At 58.3% G+C, this 19,039-nt stretch carries 20 protein-coding genes; 11 read left to right on the top strand and 9 right to left on the bottom strand.

Annotation, left to right across the window (positions count from 1 at the left end; all coding sequences use genetic code 11):
• Positions 1–13: 13 nt before the first annotated feature.
• From hisA to ACODS3_RS06275, 3 genes are all read left to right on the top strand, one after another.
• Positions 14–757, top strand: coding sequence for a 1-(5-phosphoribosyl)-5-[(5-phosphoribosylamino)methylideneamino]imidazole-4-carboxamide isomerase (gene hisA / locus ACODS3_RS06285; RefSeq protein ID WP_201018974.1), 744 nt, complete (start codon positions 14–16; stop codon positions 755–757).
• 86 nt (positions 758–843) lie between these two features.
• Entirely contained in the window at positions 844–1,614 is a 771-nt protein-coding gene (gene hisF / locus ACODS3_RS06280; protein WP_201004097.1) for an imidazole glycerol phosphate synthase subunit HisF, read from the top strand.
• A 143-nt stretch (positions 1,615–1,757) separates the two neighbouring features.
• Entirely contained in the window at positions 1,758–2,513 is a 756-nt protein-coding gene (locus ACODS3_RS06275; RefSeq protein WP_201018973.1) for a substrate-binding periplasmic protein, read from the top strand.
• A 4-nt stretch (positions 2,514–2,517) separates the two neighbouring features.
• Here ACODS3_RS06275 and ACODS3_RS06270 read toward each other — a convergent pair whose 3' ends face one another.
• The 5 genes from ACODS3_RS06270 to gpmI all read right to left on the bottom strand — a co-directional run bounded on the left by ACODS3_RS06270 (position 2,518) and on the right by gpmI (position 9,286).
• Positions 2,518–4,014 (bottom strand): trypsin-like serine peptidase, encoded by a 1,497-nt coding sequence (locus ACODS3_RS06270; protein WP_489033772.1) that lies wholly within the window; start codon positions 4,012–4,014, stop codon positions 2,518–2,520.
• 142 nt (positions 4,015–4,156) lie between these two features.
• A complete protein-coding gene (locus ACODS3_RS06265; protein WP_489033770.1) occupies positions 4,157–4,939 on the bottom strand; it encodes a divergent polysaccharide deacetylase family protein in 783 nt (260 codons plus the stop codon).
• 3 nt (positions 4,940–4,942) lie between these two features.
• A complete protein-coding gene (locus tag ACODS3_RS06260; protein WP_201004089.1) occupies positions 4,943–6,271 on the bottom strand; it encodes a S41 family peptidase in 1,329 nt (442 codons plus the stop codon).
• A gap of 33 nt (positions 6,272–6,304) precedes the next feature.
• Positions 6,305–7,600 carry a murein hydrolase activator EnvC family protein gene (locus ACODS3_RS06255; protein WP_304575759.1) on the bottom strand — a complete coding sequence of 432 codons (1,296 nt, stop codon included), beginning with the start codon at positions 7,598–7,600 and terminating at the stop codon, positions 6,305–6,307.
• Between the two features lie 153 nt (positions 7,601–7,753).
• Positions 7,754–9,286 carry a 2,3-bisphosphoglycerate-independent phosphoglycerate mutase gene (gene gpmI, locus ACODS3_RS06250; RefSeq protein ID WP_489033767.1) on the bottom strand — a complete coding sequence of 511 codons (1,533 nt, stop codon included), beginning with the start codon at positions 9,284–9,286 and terminating at the stop codon, positions 7,754–7,756.
• 146 nt (positions 9,287–9,432) lie between these two features.
• Here gpmI and ACODS3_RS06245 point away from each other — a divergent pair, with 146 nt between their 5' ends.
• The 3 genes from ACODS3_RS06245 to secB are packed head-to-tail and all read left to right on the top strand — an operon-like array spanning position 9,433 to position 10,625.
• A complete protein-coding gene (locus ACODS3_RS06245; RefSeq protein WP_025262431.1) occupies positions 9,433–9,846 on the top strand; it encodes a rhodanese-like domain-containing protein in 414 nt (137 codons plus the stop codon).
• Between the two features lies 1 nt (position 9,847).
• Complete coding sequence (gene grxC / locus ACODS3_RS06240; RefSeq protein ID WP_304575761.1) at positions 9,848–10,102, top strand: glutaredoxin 3; 255 nt, start codon at positions 9,848–9,850, stop codon at positions 10,100–10,102.
• 37 nt (positions 10,103–10,139) lie between these two features.
• Complete coding sequence (secB, locus tag ACODS3_RS06235) at positions 10,140–10,625, top strand: protein-export chaperone SecB (RefSeq protein WP_025262429.1); 486 nt, start codon at positions 10,140–10,142, stop codon at positions 10,623–10,625.
• Between the two features lie 77 nt (positions 10,626–10,702).
• On the opposite strand, the gene rimK is transcribed toward secB, so the two are convergent.
• The 3 genes from rimK to rimA are packed head-to-tail and all read right to left on the bottom strand — an operon-like array spanning position 10,703 to position 12,880.
• The gene (rimK, locus tag ACODS3_RS06230) at positions 10,703–11,608 is read right to left on the bottom strand and encodes a 30S ribosomal protein S6--L-glutamate ligase (protein WP_201004084.1); all 906 of its coding nucleotides are present in this window, start codon (positions 11,606–11,608) and stop codon (positions 10,703–10,705) included.
• Positions 11,605–12,081: a retropepsin-like aspartic endopeptidase RimB gene (gene rimB, locus ACODS3_RS06225; RefSeq protein ID WP_117167480.1), complete on the bottom strand. Its 477-nt coding sequence runs from the start codon at positions 12,079–12,081 to the stop codon at positions 11,605–11,607. The genes rimK and rimB overlap by 4 nt, the downstream gene beginning before the upstream one ends.
• Before the next feature lie 16 nt (positions 12,082–12,097).
• Entirely contained in the window at positions 12,098–12,880 is a 783-nt protein-coding gene (gene rimA / locus ACODS3_RS06220) for a S6 modification regulatory phosphodiesterase RimA (protein WP_304575762.1), read from the bottom strand.
• A gap of 176 nt (positions 12,881–13,056) precedes the next feature.
• On the opposite strand from rimA, the gene ACODS3_RS06215 reads away from it, so the two are divergent.
• The 4 genes from ACODS3_RS06215 (at position 13,057) to ACODS3_RS06200 (ending at position 16,906) form a co-directional block, all read left to right on the top strand.
• Positions 13,057–13,467 carry an RNA-binding S4 domain-containing protein gene (locus ACODS3_RS06215; protein ID WP_304575763.1) on the top strand — a complete coding sequence of 137 codons (411 nt, stop codon included), beginning with the start codon at positions 13,057–13,059 and terminating at the stop codon, positions 13,465–13,467.
• 148 nt (positions 13,468–13,615) lie between these two features.
• Entirely contained in the window at positions 13,616–14,518 is a 903-nt protein-coding gene (gene hslO / locus ACODS3_RS06210) for an Hsp33 family molecular chaperone HslO (protein ID WP_201004080.1), read from the top strand.
• Between the two features lie 179 nt (positions 14,519–14,697).
• Positions 14,698–16,242: a phosphoenolpyruvate carboxykinase gene (locus tag ACODS3_RS06205; protein ID WP_025262423.1), complete on the top strand. Its 1,545-nt coding sequence runs from the start codon at positions 14,698–14,700 to the stop codon at positions 16,240–16,242.
• 451 nt (positions 16,243–16,693) lie between these two features.
• Positions 16,694–16,906: a DUF6124 family protein gene (locus ACODS3_RS06200; protein WP_201018967.1), complete on the top strand. Its 213-nt coding sequence runs from the start codon at positions 16,694–16,696 to the stop codon at positions 16,904–16,906.
• 72 nt (positions 16,907–16,978) lie between these two features.
• Here ACODS3_RS06200 and ACODS3_RS06195 read toward each other — a convergent pair whose 3' ends face one another.
• On the bottom strand, positions 16,979–17,881 hold the full coding sequence (locus tag ACODS3_RS06195; RefSeq protein WP_304575765.1) for a LysR substrate-binding domain-containing protein: 903 nt from the start codon (positions 17,879–17,881) through the stop codon (positions 16,979–16,981).
• 275 nt (positions 17,882–18,156) lie between these two features.
• Here ACODS3_RS06195 and ACODS3_RS06190 point away from each other — a divergent pair, with 275 nt between their 5' ends.
• Complete coding sequence (locus ACODS3_RS06190) at positions 18,157–19,038, top strand: alpha/beta fold hydrolase (RefSeq protein WP_304575775.1); 882 nt, start codon at positions 18,157–18,159, stop codon at positions 19,036–19,038.
• The last annotated feature ends 1 nt before the right edge of the window (position 19,039 follow it).

The following is a 19,039-nucleotide window of genomic DNA, read 5'->3' as shown; positions in this document are numbered from 1 at the left end:
CGAAGGAAAAAGTATGCTGATTATTCCCGCGATCGACCTTAAAGACGGTGCCTGTGTACGTCTGCGCCAGGGCCGTATGGAAGATTCCACGGTGTTTTCCGATGATCCGGTAAGCATGGCTGCCAAGTGGGTCGACGGTGGTTGCCGCCGTCTGCATCTGGTCGACCTGAACGGTGCGTTTGAAGGTCAGCCAGTCAATGGCGAGGTTGTCACTGCCATTGCCAAGCGTTACCCGCAACTGCCGATCCAGATCGGTGGCGGTATTCGCTCGCTGGAAACCATCGAGCATTACGTCAAGGCGGGCGTGAGCTACGTCATCATCGGCACCAAGGCAGTCAAGGAACCCGAGTTCGTGGCTGAAGCCTGCCGTGCATTCCCAGGCAAAGTGATCGTTGGCCTGGACGCCAAGGATGGTTTCGTCGCCACCGACGGCTGGGCTGAAGTCAGCACCGTACAGGTCATCGACTTGGCCAAGCGTTTCGAGGCTGATGGCGTCTCGGCTATCGTTTATACCGATATCGCCAAAGACGGCATGATGCAGGGCTGCAACATCCCGTTCACCGCCGCGCTGGCCGCCGCGACCCGCATTCCGGTGATCGCTTCCGGTGGCATCCACAACCTGGGCGACATCAAGGCCCTGCTGGACGCCAAGGCCCCTGGCATCATCGGCGCCATCACCGGCCGTGCGATCTACGAAGGGACGCTGGACGTGGCTGAGGCGCAGGCGCTCTGTGATCTGGAGAGCCTCAAGCCATAAGCTGCAAGCCGCAAGCTGAAGCAGATCTGCTTTGTCTTGCGGCTTGAAACTTGCCGCTTGCAACTGCTGTTATCGGAGATAACCCCATGGCTCTGGCCAAACGCATCATCCCTTGCCTGGACGTCGACAACGGTCGAGTGGTCAAGGGCGTCAAGTTCGAGAACATCCGCGATGCGGGCGATCCGGTGGAAATTGCTCGTCGCTACAACGAGCAAGGTGCTGACGAAATCACCTTTCTGGATATCACCGCCAGCGTCGATGGCCGTGATACCACGCTCCATACCGTCGAGCGCATGGCCAGCCAGGTGTTCATTCCGCTGACCGTCGGCGGTGGTGTGCGTACCGTTCAGGACATCCGCAACCTGTTGAACGCCGGTGCCGACAAGGTATCGATCAACACGGCGGCAGTGTTCAACCCGGAGTTCGTCGGCGAAGCCGCTGCACGCTTCGGCTCGCAGTGCATCGTGGTCGCTATCGATGCCAAGAAGGTTTCCCTGCCGGGCGAAACTCCGCGCTGGGAAATCTTTACCCACGGTGGCCGCAAGCCGACCGGTCTGGACGCCGTTCAGTGGGCGAAAAAGATGGAAGACCTGGGCGCCGGTGAAATCCTCCTGACCAGCATGGATCAGGACGGCATGAAAAACGGTTTCGATCTGGGCGTTACCCGTGCGATCAGCGATGCGCTGGGGATTCCTGTGATTGCATCCGGTGGTGTCGGCAACCTTGAGCATCTGGCTGCCGGTGTCATTGAAGGGCATGCGAGTGCTGTTCTGGCGGCGAGCATCTTCCACTTTGGCGAATACACAGTGCCTGAAGCCAAGGCCTACATGGCCCAGCGCGGTATCGTCGTTCGCTGATGCACAGGCGGGCAAGTCCTTGCCCGCCTGCCATGAAGCTTCTGGTTTCAGGTATCTGAAAGCGACATTGCAAAGTGCCGAGCTAGACACTGTCATGGGATCACGGCACTCTGCACGGGTTTGTCATGATCGAGTGCCGAAATATGTTCAAACGTCTTTTTCTTGCACTGATCGGTGTCAGTACTCTTCTGAGTTTCAGCGCTCGGGGCAGTGACGCGCCGGCCTCTTCGATTGTTCTGCTGACCGAAAACTATCCGCCTTACAACATGGCGGTCGATGGCAAGAACTTCGCCCAGGAAAACAACCTCGATGGCATCGCTGTCGAGATCGTGCGCGAGATGTTCAAGCGCGCCGGTATCGGCTACAACCTGACCCTGCGTTTTCCTTGGGAGCGTATCTACAAGCTTGCGCTGGAGAAGCGCGGTTATGGCGTGTTCTCCACCGTCCGTACGCCCGAGCGGGAAAAACTATTCAAATGGGTTGGCCCCATCGGCCCGGTTGACTGGGTCCTGCTGGCTCGTGAGGACAGCACGATTGCCCTGACCGATCTGGAGCAGGCCAAGGCTTATCAGGTCGGCGCCTATAAAGGTGATGCGGTCGCCCAAAGCCTGACTCTCCAGGGCTTCAACCCTGTTTTGATGCTGCGTGATCAGGACAACGCCAGAAAACTGGTCAATGGCCAGATCGATCTGTGGGCCACCGCCGATCCTGTAGGCCGCTATCTGGCCAAGCAGGAAGGCATCACTGGTTTGAAGACGGTCTTGCGCTTCCATAAAGCCGAGTTGTTTCTGGCGTTGAACAAGGATACGTCCGACGACGTTGTCGCACGCCTGCAAAAGAAGCTGGATGAAATGCGCGCCGAAGGCTGGGTCGACAAGGTTCAGGCGCGCTATCAATAACGCCTCACTCGGTCACGGACACAATGTCCTCGCGCACGCTGGAGCGCTGGCCGTTGACATCATGGGCGTAGGTGCAGATTTTTATTGGCAGTGATTTCCTGCGCAGCACCAGATTGCTGCCCAAGAGCCTTTTGAAACCTTGCGGGTCGGCGCAGTCTGTTTTCGCGGGAGGGCCGATCTTCACGGTGTAGCGGTCAATCAGGCCACCGGAATCACGCAGCCAGTTGATCTCATAAGAACCGAACCGGTTCTTTTCGATATACACTCGCGGCTCGCTTGTCGGGCCTGCTGCTTGCAACTCCACAGCCAGTGTCAGTGTGTTGCGCATCATGCCGTGGCTGGGTCGCTCATCGGCTGACGATACCCCGACAATACATAGCCAGTTGATGCCGATCTGTCGGTCGACAGGGTCATCAATGCTGGCGTCCTGCGAGGCGATGGTGTGGCTGTAGCCCACCGGGTTTTCACATTGCAGTGGCGAATCGACCTTCTTGTAGCGATAGAAGGGTTTATCCACAGTGAATTTCAGATTCCATCCCGGATAAACCTCATTACCCTGTGCGTCCAGCCGCACTTTTACGTATTGCCTGGGTGGTTTTTCAAAGATGATCGAGTGTGCAGGAAATAGCCTGCACTGCTGGGGATCGGTGTTGAGCACGCCGTCGATAAAGCATTCGTTCAGGCGGGTGACCGGGCTGCCAAAGTTACTGTCGGGCGCCTGTGGCGGGAAGCCGGGTGGAAACTCCATGCCACGTTCAATCGCAAAGCTCTCTGGTGATGGCTGGTTGGTGAGATTCAATACCGCGAACATTTCAAGGGTGTCACGGGTCAGCAAAGGGCTCCCGGATGAGCCCTTGGCGATGTCCTTGCACTGATTGCTGACCGTGTGGCGCCAGACCCAGGGCTGTTGCAGGATTTCCCCCGAAGATTGATGAACACATGCCGCCATGCGCAGATGGCCTGTGCCTATATAGAGAGGGGCGCCAATCGACAGGATATCGCGGCCATCTTCCGGCATCTGGTTGGTGAGCCTGAGTGGCTGGATGCCGTCAGCGATCAGTTCCCCGAGCGTCGGCTGCAACTCGACAATCGCCAGATCCACGCCTTGCATGCTGCTCCAGCGCACACGCTTCAGTGGATAGCTGTACACAGTGCTGTCAGTGAAAAAGTTGAACTCGACCGTGCCCTCGATTTCAGCATCGGTGATGATGAGCCCGTTGCGTCGGGAGATGCAGTGGCCATTGGTAAGCAGATAGGCAGGCGCTTCGACCGGGCTGCCGCTGCTGCGTGTATCGATTAACGTCGCAGTGCAGTGCGAACCTTTTCGGCTCTTGATGCGACCGATGCCGTTCCAGCGATTGTTCTGGCCGTCCGCGTTAAGCAGGACTCTGGACGGGGCAAGAGCAAGCAGGCCTTCGCCATGATCGTGGGCGGTGGCATGGCCGGGCAAGTACAGCAGGCTGACGATGCAGCACGCGGCAGTGAAAATGCTGAGATTCATGTTTCTTCCTTGATAACGACATGGAGATCAGTCCCTTTAATCGGGGGCTGACGCTGTTATCAAGGCAGTAACGGCGGGAGACATTTAAAGCAGGCGGAGCCTACAGCCAGTGTGGAAAAGTCGAAGCCGGTCAGGACGGGAGTCAGCGGTACAAGCCATCTTTTCCGTGCCCGGCCATGGCTTTATTGCCCCTCTCGCTGATCATGTGGCGCAGCTCGATCCACTCGATGCCCTGCGCCTTGAGCCTGGGCAGTTCCCGCTCCAGGACATCCAGGGTTACAGGATAAGGATGGCCTATGACGACCACCGATCCTTGTTTGTGGGCCAGTTTGATCGCGATCTGCAATTGCCGGGTAATGGCATCGGCTGTGCGCTCATCGTCCAGGAATACATCGCGGGACACACTGGCCAGGCCGATACGTTGTGCCGCGGCTGCCGCAACGGTTTTGGCGCTGGTGCGGCTGTCGACAAAGAACATGTGCCGCCGCTGCAATTCTTCCATGAGCCAGGCCATGGCCACTGGTTCGCTGGTCATGCGGCTGCCCATGTGATTGTTGATGCCCGCCGCATAAGGCACCTTGAGCAGTGCTGTGCTCAGTCGGCTTTCAAGCTCCGGCAACGGCAGGCCGGGATGCCAGGCATACGGCCCGGTTGCCGGGTCCATTGGCATGTGCAGCATGACGGTCTTGCCGGCAGCGTGTGCCTGTCTGGCGAAGTCGGTGGCATGAGGCGTGTCGGGCATGATCGCCAACGTCACGGGGCCGGGCAGGGCAAGGGTGCGACTGTCACGCGCCGGGTTCTGGCCCAGATCGTCGATGATCAGGCTCAGATAGGCGGAGGACGGCCTGGCCTTCTCGCTGTCGGGTGCTGCATGGGCAACACCGATCAGCGAGAGAGCCAGCCACAGGCATGAGAGAAAACGCATGCCTTAGTTGCCGCGGGTGATACTCAGGCCTTTGAGCAGGCTGAGGGCCTGATTGAGCTGGTAGTCTTCATCCTGCAGACGGGCCTTGGCCGCTGCGCCGCCCTTGACGGTCGGCTTGTCGGCACCGCCGTTGCCATTACCCAGGTGACCGAGCAGGTCGGCTTCCTTGTAGTTCTCGCCGTCCGCTTCATTGGTGACCTTGGCGCGGCGCACAACGATGTCCGGGTTGATGCCCTGAGCCTGAATGGAGCGACCGTTAGGCGTATAGTACAGCGCGGTAGTGATCTTCAGGGCGCGGTCGTTGTTCAGCGGCAGGACGGTCTGCACCGAGCCTTTGCCGAAACTGTCGGTGCCCATCAGGATGGCGCGTTTCTGGTCCTGCAGGGCGCCGGCGACAATCTCCGAGGCCGAGGCGCTGCCGCCGTTGATCAACACCACCAGAGGCGCGCCTTCGCTGGCGTCTGCCGGGTCGGCGGAGAAGCGCAGTTCGGAGTTGGCGATACGGCCCTTGGTGTAGACGATCAGGCCCTTGGTCAGGAAGTGATCCGCCACGGCAACCGCCGATTGCAGCACGCCGCCAGGGTTATTGCGCAGGTCGAGGATCAGACCGCTCATCTTCTTGCCGTTGTCCTTGCGCAGCTTGGCCAGCGCCTTGCCGACTTCATCGCCGGTCTTGACCTGGAACTGGGTGATGCGGATATAGCCGTAGCCGTTCTCCAGCATCTGCGCCTTGACGCTCTTGACCTGAATGGTGGCCCGCGCCAGCGTCACGTCGAATGGCGTGCCGCCATCGCGTACCAGCGTCAGGGTGATCTTTTCACCGATCTTGCCCCGCATCTTGTCGACCGCTTCCTGCATGGTCTGACCTTGGGTCGGTGCGCCGTTGATCTTGACGATCAGGTCGCCTGCCTCGATGCCCGCCTTGGAGGCCGGAGTGTCGTCAATGGGCGAAACCACTTTGACGAAACCGTCCTCGACGCCAACCTCTATGCCCAGGCCGCCGAACTCGCCGCTGGTGCTTTCCTGCAACTCCTGGAAGTCCTCTGGCCCGAGATAGGCCGAGTGCGGATCAAGATTGCTGAGCATGCCTTTGATGGCGTTTTCCAGTAGGGTCTTGTCGTCCACAGGTTCGACATAGGCGGCTTTGACCCGATCCATGACTTCGGCGAAGGTGCGCAGCTCATCGAGCGGCAGCGGCGCCTTGGCGTTGGCGGGCGCGACAGCTGCTGGCGCTGGTGCTGGCGTGGCTTTTTCGGCCGCTTGGGCCAGAGGCGAGCCAATAACGATGGCGATAGCCAGGGTCAGCGAGGTGAGGCGGGACAAATGCAGCATGTCTAACGAACTCCTACAGATATTGGGGCCGACTTATCCTTGAGTGCGGCACCATTGGGCTGGATCGCTTGGGCGACCCTGCTGACGAATAGCAAAATACAACGCTGATGTGTCTTGACCGCCGCTATTGCCTACGGTGGATATTGCCTCACCGGCCTTCACGATGTCGCCTGCCGACTTGAGCAGGCTCTGGTTGTGACCATACAGGCTCAGATATCCGTTGCCATGGTCGAGAATGACCAGAAGACCGGCGCCGCGCAACCAGTCAGCGAAAACCACGCGACCGCCATGCACGGCATGGACCTGGCTTCCGGCACCTGCGCTGATCATCACGCCGTCCCACTTGGTCCGCTCGTCATCTCCACGTGCTTCGCCGAAGCGGGCAAGCAATCGACCATCGACAGGCCATGGAAGTTTTCCCTTGGCTTCGGCAAAGGCGCCGCCATAAGACGCGCCAGAGCTGGAAACAAGTGCGCCGGGAGCTTTGACTGGGCGCCTGGGCGTGGGTTCATCACTATTTCGGCTGCTGCTGGCCGCACGCTGGCGTTGCTCTTCGGCTTCGCGGGCGGCAACCAGTGCTTTCTGCCTTGCTTCCTCGGCCTCACGGGCCTGACGGGCGAGGGTTTCCTCGATGGTCTTCAGCACTTTAGCCAGATCGGCCTGATCTTGCTGGCGCGCCTGGAGTTTCTGATCCCGCGCCTTGTAGTCCTGGTTGAGCTTGGCCAGCGCTTGCTGACGTTCCTGGCGTACTTTGGCCAGTTCTTCGCTCTGGCTGTCCAGGTTGCTTTTCTGAACCAGCAACTGTGCTTGCTGAAGGTCGATGTCTTTTTCGACACCGGCCAGCTGGCGCAGGGTTTCATTGAAGTTTTTCAACTGGGTCAGCCGAGCCTGGCTGATGTAGTCGTAATAGGTGAGGGTGCGGGCGAATTTCTCGGGGTTCTGCTGGTTGAGCAGCAGTTTCAGGTATTCCTGCCGGCCACTCTGATAGGCGGCGCGGGCCTGGATGGCGATCAGGCGTTGTTGCTCAGCGCGAGCGGTGTTGAGTTTTTTTTTCTCACTGTCGAGCCGCTGGAGCTCGGTTTCGGTCTTTTTTAGTTCCTTTTGCAGGACCTCGACCTGCTTTTCCAGCTTACCCATTTCGGTTTCGGTGGTGCGAAGGTCCTTCTGGACGCCCGCTTTCTCTTCCTGAAGCTTGTTCAGGACTTTCTGCAGCTCGGCAACATCCTGACGCGCAGCGTCGATCTGTTTTTGGGTTTGCGCACGCTCATCATCGGCGAACGCCGGATTGAGCAGGCAAATCAGAACAAGGGCAATCAAGGCGCGGAGCATGAGGGTGGGCGATACCGAGGAATTGTGAGAAAAAATGACAGGCCTAGTATGCCCGCCATACGGCACAAAAAAAACGCCCCGCAGCCACTGCTTTGGGGCCTGATACATAAAAAACCGGCATTGTCTGATGTCGAAATGCCGGTTCAGAGCCTTTTACTCCGCGACCAGGATCGAGTGGCCGGTCATCTCTTGCGGTTTTTCCAGATCCATCAGGTGCAGCAGGGTCGGCGCGACATCGGCCAGGACGCCGCCTTCACGGACTTTCAACTGGCGTTTGCCAAAGTAGATGAAAGGCACCGGCTCTGAAGTGTGTGCAGTGTGAGCCTGACCTGTGGAGTCATCGGTCATCTGCTCGACGTTGCCATGGTCTGCGGTAATCAGTGCTTCGCCGCCGACCTTTTCCAGAGCATCGGTGATGCGACCGACACACAGGTCCAGGCATTCCACGGCCTTGATCGCCGCTGCCATGACGCCGCTATGGCCAACCATGTCGCCGTTGGCATAGTTGACGACGATGACGTCATAACGCTGGTTCTCGATAGCGTCGACAATCTTGTCGGTGACTTCCGGTGCGCTCATTTCCGGTTGCAGGTCGTAAGTGGCGACTTTCGGCGACGGAATCAGAATGCGCTCTTCGCCCGGGAACGGCTCTTCGCGGCCACCGGAGAAGAAGAAGGTGACGTGTGCGTACTTTTCGGTCTCGGCGATGCGCAGTTGTGTCTTGCCGTTATCGGCCAGGTACTGGCCCAGCACGTTTTTCAGGCTGCCGGCAGCGAATGCCGATGGTGCAGGAATGCTGGCGGCGTATTGGGTCAGCATGACGTAGTTGACCTTCGGCTGACGGGCGCGCTCGAAGTCCTTGAAATCGTCTTCGACGAAGACGCGGGTCAGCTCGCGGGCACGGTCGGCGCGGAAGTTCATGAAGACCACGGCATCGCCGTCTTCGACTTTGACCGGCTCACCGATGCGCGTGGCCTTGACGAATTCGTCGTTCTCCTCGCGTGCATAGGCGGCTTCCAGCCCGGCAACGCCGGTTTCTGCCTGGAATTCGGCCGTGCTGTCGACAATCAGGTTGTAGGCGGTGGACACGCGGTCCCAGCGATTGTCGCGGTCCATGGCGAAGTAGCGGCCAATGATGGTTGCAGTACGGCCCTTGCCCAGGCGGGCGAAGGCTTCGTCCAGCAGCTCAAGGGAGCTTTTCGCGCTGCGCGGCGGTGTATCGCGGCCATCGAGGAAGGCATGCAGGTAGATCTTGTCGGCGCCACGCTTTACAGCCAGTTCGGCCATGGCGACCAGATGATCCTGGTGGCTGTGAACGCCGCCGTCAGACAGCAGGCCCAGGATATGTACGGCCTTGCCGGCTTCGACAGCCTTGTCCACGGCCTTGCAGATGGTCGGGTTCTCGAAGAACTCGCCGTCGCGGATGGCTTTGGTCACCCGAGTGAAGTCCTGATAAACCACACGCCCGGCACCCAGGTTCATATGGCCGACTTCGGAGTTGCCCATTTGCCCGTCCGGCAGACCCACATCCATGCCCGAACCTGAAATCAGGCCGTGAGGCATGGATTCATAGAGGCGATCCATGACTGGCATCTTGGCTGCCAGAATGGCGTTGCCTTCAGGGTTTTCGCTGTGTCCGAAGCCATCCAGGATGATAAGGACCAGAGGTTTTGGCGTGGCAGTCATAGAACCCACTCGAGGCTGGTTAAAGAAAGTACAAAAAAGATCCGCATTTTAAGGGCAAGTTCAAACGGCGTCACTGCCGCACGGACTTTGGCCCACCATGGGTGCTGTGTATACTGGCCGACATTTTAACGCCCTGGAACCTACTGATGGTTGCTCATCTGCTTGAATTCGCCACTAACCACTACCTGATCACTGGTGCTTTCTTCATTCTGCTGGCCCTGCTGATTGCCTATGAATTGAGCAAGGGCGGTCGCAGCCTGAGCACGCGCGAGCTGACAGCTCTGGTCAACAGCGACCAGGGCGTGGTCATCGACGTGCGCTCCACCAAGGATTTTGCGACAGGCCATATCGTTGGCTCCTTGAATTTTCCGCAGGACAAAGTGCTCACCCGCACTTCCGAACTGCAAAAACACAAGGACAAGACGTTGATCATAGTCGATGCATTCGGGCAGCATGCAGGTAGCACAGCCCGCGAGCTTCTGAAGTCGGGTTTCAAGGCGGCCAAATTGTCTGGCGGTATTTCCAGCTGGCGCGCCGATAACTTGCCTTTGGTGAAATGAAATGCCTGAAGTCATCGTCTACTCAAGCGACTATTGCCCTTATTGCACACGCGCCAAGCAGTTGCTGCAAAGCAAGAGAGTTGCCTTTGACGAGATAAGAGTCGATGGCAAACCTCAGGTTCGCGCCGAAATGGTCGCAAAGGCCGGTCGTACTTCTGTGCCGCAGATCTGGATCGGTTCCAGGCATGTAGGCGGCTGTGACGACCTCTTTGCCCTTGAGCGCGCAGGCAAGCTCGATCAATGGCTGGAAAACTGAGTTCAACTTCACACCCTATTTTTCATAAGGATTCGACATGACCGAACAATCGACCAACGGCGTTACCAACGAAGAGAACTCTCCTCAGTTTTCCTTGCAACGTATTTATGTTCGCGACCTGTCGTTCGAAGCGCCAAAAAGCCCTGCGATCTTCCGTCAGGAGTGGACTCCTAGCGTAAGCCTGGACCTCAATACCCGTCAGAAGCCGCTGGAAGGCGATTTCTACGAAGTGGTGCTGACCTTGTCCGTGACCGTCAACAACGGCGACGAAGTTGCATTCATCGTTGAAGTCCAGCAAGCCGGTATCTTCCTGATCAAAGGTCTGGACGATGCTTCGCTGAGCCACACCCTGGGCGCGTTCTGCCCGAACCTGCTGTTCCCTTACGCTCGCGAAGCGATCGACAACCTGGTTGTTCGTGGTTCGTTCCCAGCGCTGATGCTGTCCCCGGTGAACTTCGATGCGCTGTACGCTCAAGAGCTGCAACGCATGCAGGAAGCTGGCGAAACGCCAACCGTGCAGTAAATAAAAAAAGCGCCTTGTGAGGCGCTGTTTTGTGTGGGAGCGAATTCATTCGCGAATGTATTCGCTCCCACCAGGGTTCAGCCTTTGCCTTTGGTCCGCGTCATATGCGGCCCGCTGTTCTTCTCCAGATACTCGATAATCATCCCCGCCACGTCCTTGCTGGTCGTCATTTCAATGCCTTCCAGGCCGGGTGATGAGTTCACTTCCATGACCAGCGGGCCATGGTTGGAGCGCAGGATATCCACACCCGCAACACTCAAACCCATGACCTTGGCGGCGCGAAGGGCAGTCATGCGTTCCTGTGGGGTGATCTTGATCAGGCTGGCGCTGCCGCCACGGTGCAGGTTGGAGCGGAATTCACCCGGCTTGGCCTGACGCTTCATCGACGCGATAACCTTGTCGCCAACCACGAAGCAGCGAATATCCGCGCCACCCGCTTCCTTTATGTACTCCTGAACCATGATGTCCTGCTTGAGCCCCATGAACGCCTCGATCACCGACTCGGCGGCCGTGGCTGTTTCACAGAGCACAACGCCAATGCCCTGGGTGCCTTCGAGCACCTTGATGACCAGCGGGGCACCGTTGACCATCTGGATCAGGTCGGGGATATCGTCGGGCGAGTGGGCAAAACCTGTGACCGGCAAGCCGATACCCCGGCGCGACAGCAATTGCAGCGAGCGCAGCTTGTCCCGTGAGCGGGCAATGGCCACCGATTCATTGAGCGGGAACACGCCCATCATTTCAAACTGGCGCAACACCGCGCAGCCATAGAACGTTACCGAAGCGCCGATGCGCGGGATGACCGCATCGAAGCCTTCCAGCGGCTTGCCGCGATAGTGGATCTGCGGCTTGTGGCTGGCGATGTTCATATAGGCGCGCAGGGTGTCGATCACCACCATCTCATGGCCACGCTCGATACCAGCTTCGACCAGACGACGGGTGGAATACAGACGCGGGTTACGCGAAAGCACAGCGATCTTCATGCAGCACCTGAGGAAGTAGAGACCGGGAACACCGGCTTGTCTTGAACGTAAGTAATGCCTGGATTGACCACCAACTGGCCATCGATCAAGGCGTTTGAACCCAATAGCAGCCGATAGCGCATCGACTTGCGGCAGGCCAGGGTGAATTCCACCGGCCAGACGCGATCACCAAGGGCCAGCGTGGTGCGGATCACATAGCGAACCTGCGCCTGGCCATTGGAGCTTTTGATTGTCTTCATGGCGACCAGTTGGGCTTCGCATCGGCGATGACGCAACTGCACCACGGTGCCCAGATGAGCGTTGAAACGAACCCATTTCTGGCCATCGCGTTCAAAAGGCTCGATCTCGGTGGCATGCAGGCTTGAAGTGCTTGCACCGGTATCGATTTTTGCCCGCAGGCCTGCTACCCCCAGATCGGGTAGCGCCACCCACTCGCGCAGGCCGATAACTGTCAGATGATCGAATGTCTTCAAAGCGATTCCATATGACTCAAGACGTCTGCCAGACACCAGGGTCAACCTGGGCCAGTGCTTTGAATGCAGGCCTGGCGAACCAGTAACCCTGCATCAGGAAAATTCCGCAGTCAGCGAGGAAATCTCGTTCTTCGGCGTGTTCGATGCCTTCGGCAATCACTGTAACCCCCAACTCCGCACACATTGTGACAACACCACGAACGATAGCCTGACGTACTCGATCACGATGGATATCGCGAATCAAATCCATGTCGAGTTTTATCAGATCGGGTTGGAAGTTCGCCAGAAGCGTCAGCCCGGCATAGCCCGCGCCGAAATCGTCGATGGCCGTCATGAAACCGAATTCGCGATATTCGCGCAGAATATTGCTCAAATGGCCATAGTTATCTACATGCTCGTTTTCGAGTGTCTCGAAAATCAGCCGGTCCAGCGGGAAGTTGTGCTGCCGTGCTGCTTCCAGCGTACTGCGGATGCAAAGCTCGGGACGATACACGGCATTGGGCAGAAAGTTGATCGATAAACGTTCGGTCATTCCCAATCGGGCTGCACCTGCGATGGCCTTGGTGCGACAGCCCTGATCGAAGCGATAGCGGTTGCTGTCCGTGACCTGGCTCAGGATCGAGTAGGCGCTCTCGCCATTGGGGCCTCGTACCAGCGCTTCATGGGCAAACACCGACTGGTCGCGCAGATCAACGATCGGCTGATAGGCGAACTCGAACGCGAAGTCCAGTGCGGGGCTGCCCGTGCAACCTTCACAGCCCTTTCGGGGCGCGGTCAATGAGGTCGGGAATTCTGTCATGTCGCACTTCCATGTTTATATCGGGAGAAAATTCGCACTGACCGGCTTTGACAGGCAAGGATTGATTGCTTCATGTTCGATAGGGCGCAGGGAATGTACGAAGGTCGGCGACTGTATCCAGTCACTTTCCGTACCGCGCCCGCAGGTTCAGACTGTTTCATGAATGAGGAATTCACATGGCGAAAAAGACTGAAGAAGACGACGACAAGGTTCGCCTGGACAAATGGCTGTGGGCTGCACGCTTTTTCAAGACCCGGGCACTGGCCAAGGCTGCAATAGAAAGCGGCAAGGTTCATTGCCGTGGCGAGCGCTGCAAGCCGGGCAAGGAACCCCATGTCGGTGACGAGATTCTGGTCCGCACGGGCTTCGATGAGCGCACGGTCGTGGTCGAGGCGTTATCCATCGTGCGGCGCGGTGCGCCCGAGGCGCAAACCCTGTACCGCGAAACGCCGGACAGCATTGCAAAGCGCGAGCATGCAACGGCTCAGCGCAAGGCAGGGAACCTGAGCGTCACCACCGATGGGCGACCGACCAAGAAGCAGCGGCGACAGCTTTTCGAGTTTCACGGCAGCAATCACGGCGACTGAAACTGTGCGCCAGTAATCAGCACGAATCGCCATTCGGCTTGGAAGAGTGCCGCATAGCCCATAAAATGCCCTGCAACGGTATGGCAGGGTGCATCCGTGGATGCTCGACACTGCCATCAATTGTCATTCCTTCAGATACCTTCTTCTTATGCATGATTTACCGGACATCGACTTCACCCAGCGCTTCATCTTCGACGAAAGCGACGTTCGTGGAGAACTGGTCGCGCTGGAGCGCAGTTACGCCGAAGTGCTTGCCAAGCACCCTTACCCGGAGCCGGTCGCGCAACTGCTCGGCGAGCTGATGGCTGCTGCGGCCTTGCTGGTCGGTACGCTGAAATTCGAGGGTCTGCTGATTCTGCAGGCGCGCTCCAGCGGCGCTGTACCACTGCTGATGGTCGAGTGTTCCAGCGAGCGCGAATTGCGCGGCATTGCCCGTTATGACGAGTCCCTGATCGCTGCGGGTGCCGGTCTGCAAGACCTGATGCCCGATGGCTCGTTGACGCTGACCGTGGACCCGAAAAAGGGCAAACGTTATCAGGGCATCGTGGCTCTGGATGGCGTAGACCTGTCGGAAAGCCTCTCCAGCTATTTCGTGATGTCCGAGCAGCTTGGCACACGTTTCTGGCTCAAGGCTGACGGGCATCGCGCCCGTGGTCTATTGTTGCAACAGCTTCCCGTGGCGCAGATCACCGACCCCGAAGAGCGCGATGCCAGTTGGGAGCATGTCGTCACCCTGGCCAACACCCTCTCGGCCGAAGAACTGCTGGGGCTGGACAACCAGACCATCCTGCATCGCCTGTATCACGAAGACCCTGTTCGCCTGTTCGATATCCAGCCTATCTGCTTCCGTTGCAGCTGCTCGCGCGAGCGTTCCGCCAATGCGCTGGTCAGCCTGGGTCTGGAGGACGCGCAGCAACTGGTTCAGGAGCATGCGGGCGCGATCGAGATCGACTGCCAGTTCTGCAATGAGCGCTATTTGTTCGATGCCGCTGACGTCGCCCAGCTGTTTGCTGGCGGTGGTGTCGATTCACCATCTGACACGCGCCACTAATCGCTGGCGAAACTGTCTCAGAACATCGTGTGGGCGGTTGTAATGCTGTTCTGACAGGAGGGTCCTACCATTTTTGGGCTTTTCTGGCATAATCCCGCCCACTTTTCCGCTGTAGTAGTGGTTGTTTTTTTACTACAAAACCGTTTGAAGCACTCGGCCACTGGCCGACGGGGACCCTGATGACGCAAGCAAACAACGCTGTGTACACCGATCTGAGCATCGACGAACTGGTCAAGGAAGCCCTTGCCCGTGGTGAAGGCGAGCTTTCCGACACCGGCGCACTGGTTGTGCAAACAGGCCATCGCACTGGTCGTTCGCCAGCCGATCGTTTCATCGTTGAAGAGCCGAGCACTCAGGACGCAATCGCCTGGGGCACGATCAACCGCAAGTTCCCGGCTGACAAGTTCGATGCTCTGTGGGACCGCGTTGCGGCCTACCTGAGCGAGCGCGAGCGTTTCGTTTCCCACGTTCATGTAGGTTCCGACCCTGCGCACTACCTGCCAGTCAAGATGACCACCGAGACTGCGTGGCACAACCTGTTTGGCCGTTGCCTGTTCATTAACCCTGAGCAGTACAACCCGGCCGAGAAGGACGAGTGGCAGATCCAGAACGCTCCATGGTTCGTCTGCGAACCAGAGCGCGACGGCACCAACTCCGATGGCACCGTCATCATCAACTTCGCAGCCAAGAAAGTGCTGATCGCTGGCATGCGTTACGCCGGCGAAATGAAGAAAGCCCTGTTCTCGGTACAGAACTTCCTGCTGCCAGCAGTCGACGTCCTGCCGATGCACTGCGCGGCCAACATGGGCGAAGAGGGCGACGTGACCCTGTTCTTCGGCCTGTCCGGCACTGGCAAGACCACCCTGTCCGCTGACGAAAGCCGCTACCTGATCGGCGACGACGAACACGGCTGGGGTGTGGGCGTTGTGTTCAACATCGAAGGCGGTTGCTATGCCAAGTGCATCGACCTGTCCGAGAAGAACGAGCCTGTCATCTGGAAAGCCATCCAGCACGGCGCCGTACTGGAAAACGTCGTTCTGGACCCGGTCACCAAGAAAGCCGACTACGCCGACGACAGCCTGACCCAGAACAGCCGCGCAGCCTACCCGCGTGAACTGATCGAAAAACGCGCACCGCTGAACCTGGGCGGCGAGCCAAACGCTGTGATCTTCCTGACCTGCGACCTGACTGGCGTACTGCCGCCTGTGTCGATCCTCAGCGAAGAGCAAGCGGCTTACCACTTCCTGTCGGGTTACACCGCACTGGTTGGTTCCACCGAAATGGGTTCGGGCGCTGGCATCAAGTCCACCTTCTCCACCTGCTTCGGCGCACCGTTCTTCCCGCGTCCGGCTGGCGAATACGCAGAGCTGCTGATCAAGCGCATCCGCGGCTTCGGCTCCAAGGTCTACCTGGTCAACACCGGCTGGACCGGCGGTGGCTACGGCGTTGGCAAACGCTTCAACATCCCGACCACTCGTGGCGTGATTGCAGCCATCCAGAGCGGCGCGCTGATCGGTGCAGAAACCGAACACCTGGACACCATCAACCTCGACGTACCGAAGTCGGTACCGGGCGTTGAAACCGGCCTGCTGAACCCACGCAACACCTGGGCTGACAAAGCTGCTTACGACGAAGCAGCCAAAGGCCTGGCTGGTCTGTTCATCGAGAACTTCAAGAAGTTCGACGTGAGCGACGCTATCAAGGCTGCTGGTCCGAAGCTGTAATTCGGGTTAGCTGCACAAAAAACCGCCCTTCGGGGCGGTTTTTTATTGTGCGGTGCGGCTTTTCGCGACTGAAGTCGCTCCTACACCGAACGCTGTAGGAGCGACTTCAGTCGCGAAAATCTCAAAAAATGTGACGATTCCGAAAGACCAATCCGTATCTTCTGCGTGAAACTTCCCTGACAATCCAACCCGCTTGTGCCTGCCAGATACGGGAACTAGTCTGCGCTCCGTCGCTGCAAAATCAGCGACCGGGTGTGAGAACCTGTTTTGTTTGGGTAATGAGCAGTCAATTGTTCGTCGTCTTTCGGCGTGCTCTATGGCGGCTGTGTACGGGCAGACTTCGGTCTGGCCGGGTTACCCTACACCGGTTTCTCACCCTGTACACAGCTGCCACCCTTTGTCGTGTGAGAACGGCAAAAGCTGGCTCCCGTTCAGCGTAGGGAGAAAGACCATGCTAAAAATAACCCCCGATCCACCCATCAAACTCGAAGAAACCCTCCTGCGTATTTCCGACCTCTTGCGCAGTGCCTCAGCCGCCGCCTATGAAACCGGTGACCAGCTCAGCGGCCAGAAGCGTGATCTGGCGTTTTCGGTGATCTATCTGGTGGAAATGGCCAATGCGCTGGTAGAGCGATCTCTGGAAAAGATTGAGGTTGGGGCCTGATGCGTTCGCGAATGAATTCGCTCCTACCGAACCGCCGAAAATTCGTAGGAGCGACTTCAGTCGCGAACCCCTTCAGCGCTCAAACCCCAGATCCTGCCTCAGAGCCTCGACGCAGAAGTCTACGAAGGCGCGTACTTTGGATGAGCCGCGACGGCCTTCCAGATAGACCACGTGTACGGGTTCCGGGGCGATTTCAAACGCTTCCAGCACGCATTTGATGCTCCCATCCTGCAGACGCTCGCGTATCTGGTACGACGGCACCTGAGTCAGCCCCCAGTTCTGCATCATTGCGCTGATGGCTGCGTTGAAGGACGTCAGGTGCAGCCTTGAACCGACGTCTACTGAGTGGTCGCGCCCATCGACCCGGAAAGCCCATTTGGGTGGGCGTTCGGAAGCGGATGTTGAAATGGTCGAATGTCGCCGCAGATCGTCTGGGTGTTGCGGTGTGCCATGTGCCGACAGATAGGCTGTGGATGCACAGACCATGCGCCGCACGCTGCCTACGGGGATAGCGGTCAGTGACGAATCGGGCAGGGCACCGATTCGTATGGCTACGTCGACGCCTTCATCCAGCATGTGTACGACTCGATCTACCAGGATGGCGCGGATGTCTACGGTGGGGTGTTGGTCAAGGAAGCGAGTCAGCACCGGCGTGACGTGCAACGCGCCAAACATCTGCGGTGCCGTGACCGTCAGCAGACCGCTGGGAGTCGTGTGGACGCCTGCCGCTGCGCTTTGCGCTTCATCAAGGTCTGCAAGCAGCCGACGGCAGTCCGTGGCAAAACGTTGTCCTGCTTCCGTGAGGCGCAGGCTGCGGGTTGTGCGCACGACCAGCAGAACCCCAAGCCGGCTTTCCAGTTGGGCGATTGCACGTGTCACCGTGGCGGTAGAAAGACCGAAATGGCGAGCCACGCTGGCGAAGCTGGATTGCTCCGCCACCGCTGAGAAAAGGGTCATTTCCTGAATTCGGTCCATAGGCTTCCTGTCAGCATTGCAGTAACTGCAACAGTGAATTGAGGTATGTGGTGATTCTAGGCGAATGGCGCAATGCTTAGTATGAACCTCAATTTCATTCTGTTTGAGGTTTAACCATGAACCACTCCAACTCCCAGGCAGGCAGCGACACGCTGGATGTCAGCCGGCGCAAAATCCTCATGGCATCTGCAGTGGGCGCTGCGTCGGCGCTTGCCGTTTCGGCGGTAGGTGCTGCCGGGCTCTCCGGTAAAAGCTCTGCAGCCAGAGAAAGCGCTTTGCCAGTTGATGATGCTTTCCGCATTACGTTCAACACGCAAAAGGTTGGCGAGGTCGAAGTGTTCTATCGCGAAGCCGGCCCCAAGGATGCGCCGGTGTTGTTGCTGTTGCACGGCTTCCCGACCTCCAGCCATATGTTCCGTAACCTGATGCCGTTGCTGGCGAATGAGTACCGGCTGATCGCGCCAGACCTGCCAGGTTTCGGTAACACTCAAGCGCCGCCGCGCGGTCAGTTCGATTACACCTTTGAAAACCTCTACAAGGTGATCGAAGGCTTTACCGAGGCCTTGGAACTGAAGAAATACAGCCTCTACATTTTCGACTACGGCGCGCCCACAGGCCTGCGCCTTGCTGCCGCCAACCCGGAAAAAGTCACGGCCATCATCAGCCAGAACGGCAATGCCTACATGGAAGGTTTCAGCGATCAATGGGGGCCTTGGCAAACCTATTGGCGCGAGCCTACGGCGGCCAATCGCGAGGCCTGCCGGGCTTCGTTATCGCCGGAAACGATTCGTGACTGGCAATATGGCACGGGCTCCGATCTGAAAAAGCTGTCACCAGACGGGTATAACCTGGACATCCTTTATATGGCACGGCCAGGCGCAGAAGAGATCCAGCTTGATCTGATACTCGACTATCGCAGCAACGTGGCAGCTTATCCCGCGTTCCAGCAGTATCTGCGCAAACACCAGCCGCCATTGCTGGCTGTCTGGGGCAAGCATGACCCGGCCTTTATACCGCCAGGAGCCGAGGCGTATCGTAAGGATATCCCGACTGCCGAAGTGCATCTTCTGGACGCAGGCCACTTCACTCTGGAAACTCACGCACCGGAGGTTGCCGGGTACATTCGCGATTTCCTTTCACGCAAGCTGAAAGCCTGAC

This window comes from Pseudomonas sp. FG43, assembly GCF_057809175.1.
The sequence above is the reverse complement of the archived record's forward strand: the minus strand, read 5'-3'. Positions and strand labels throughout refer to the sequence as shown.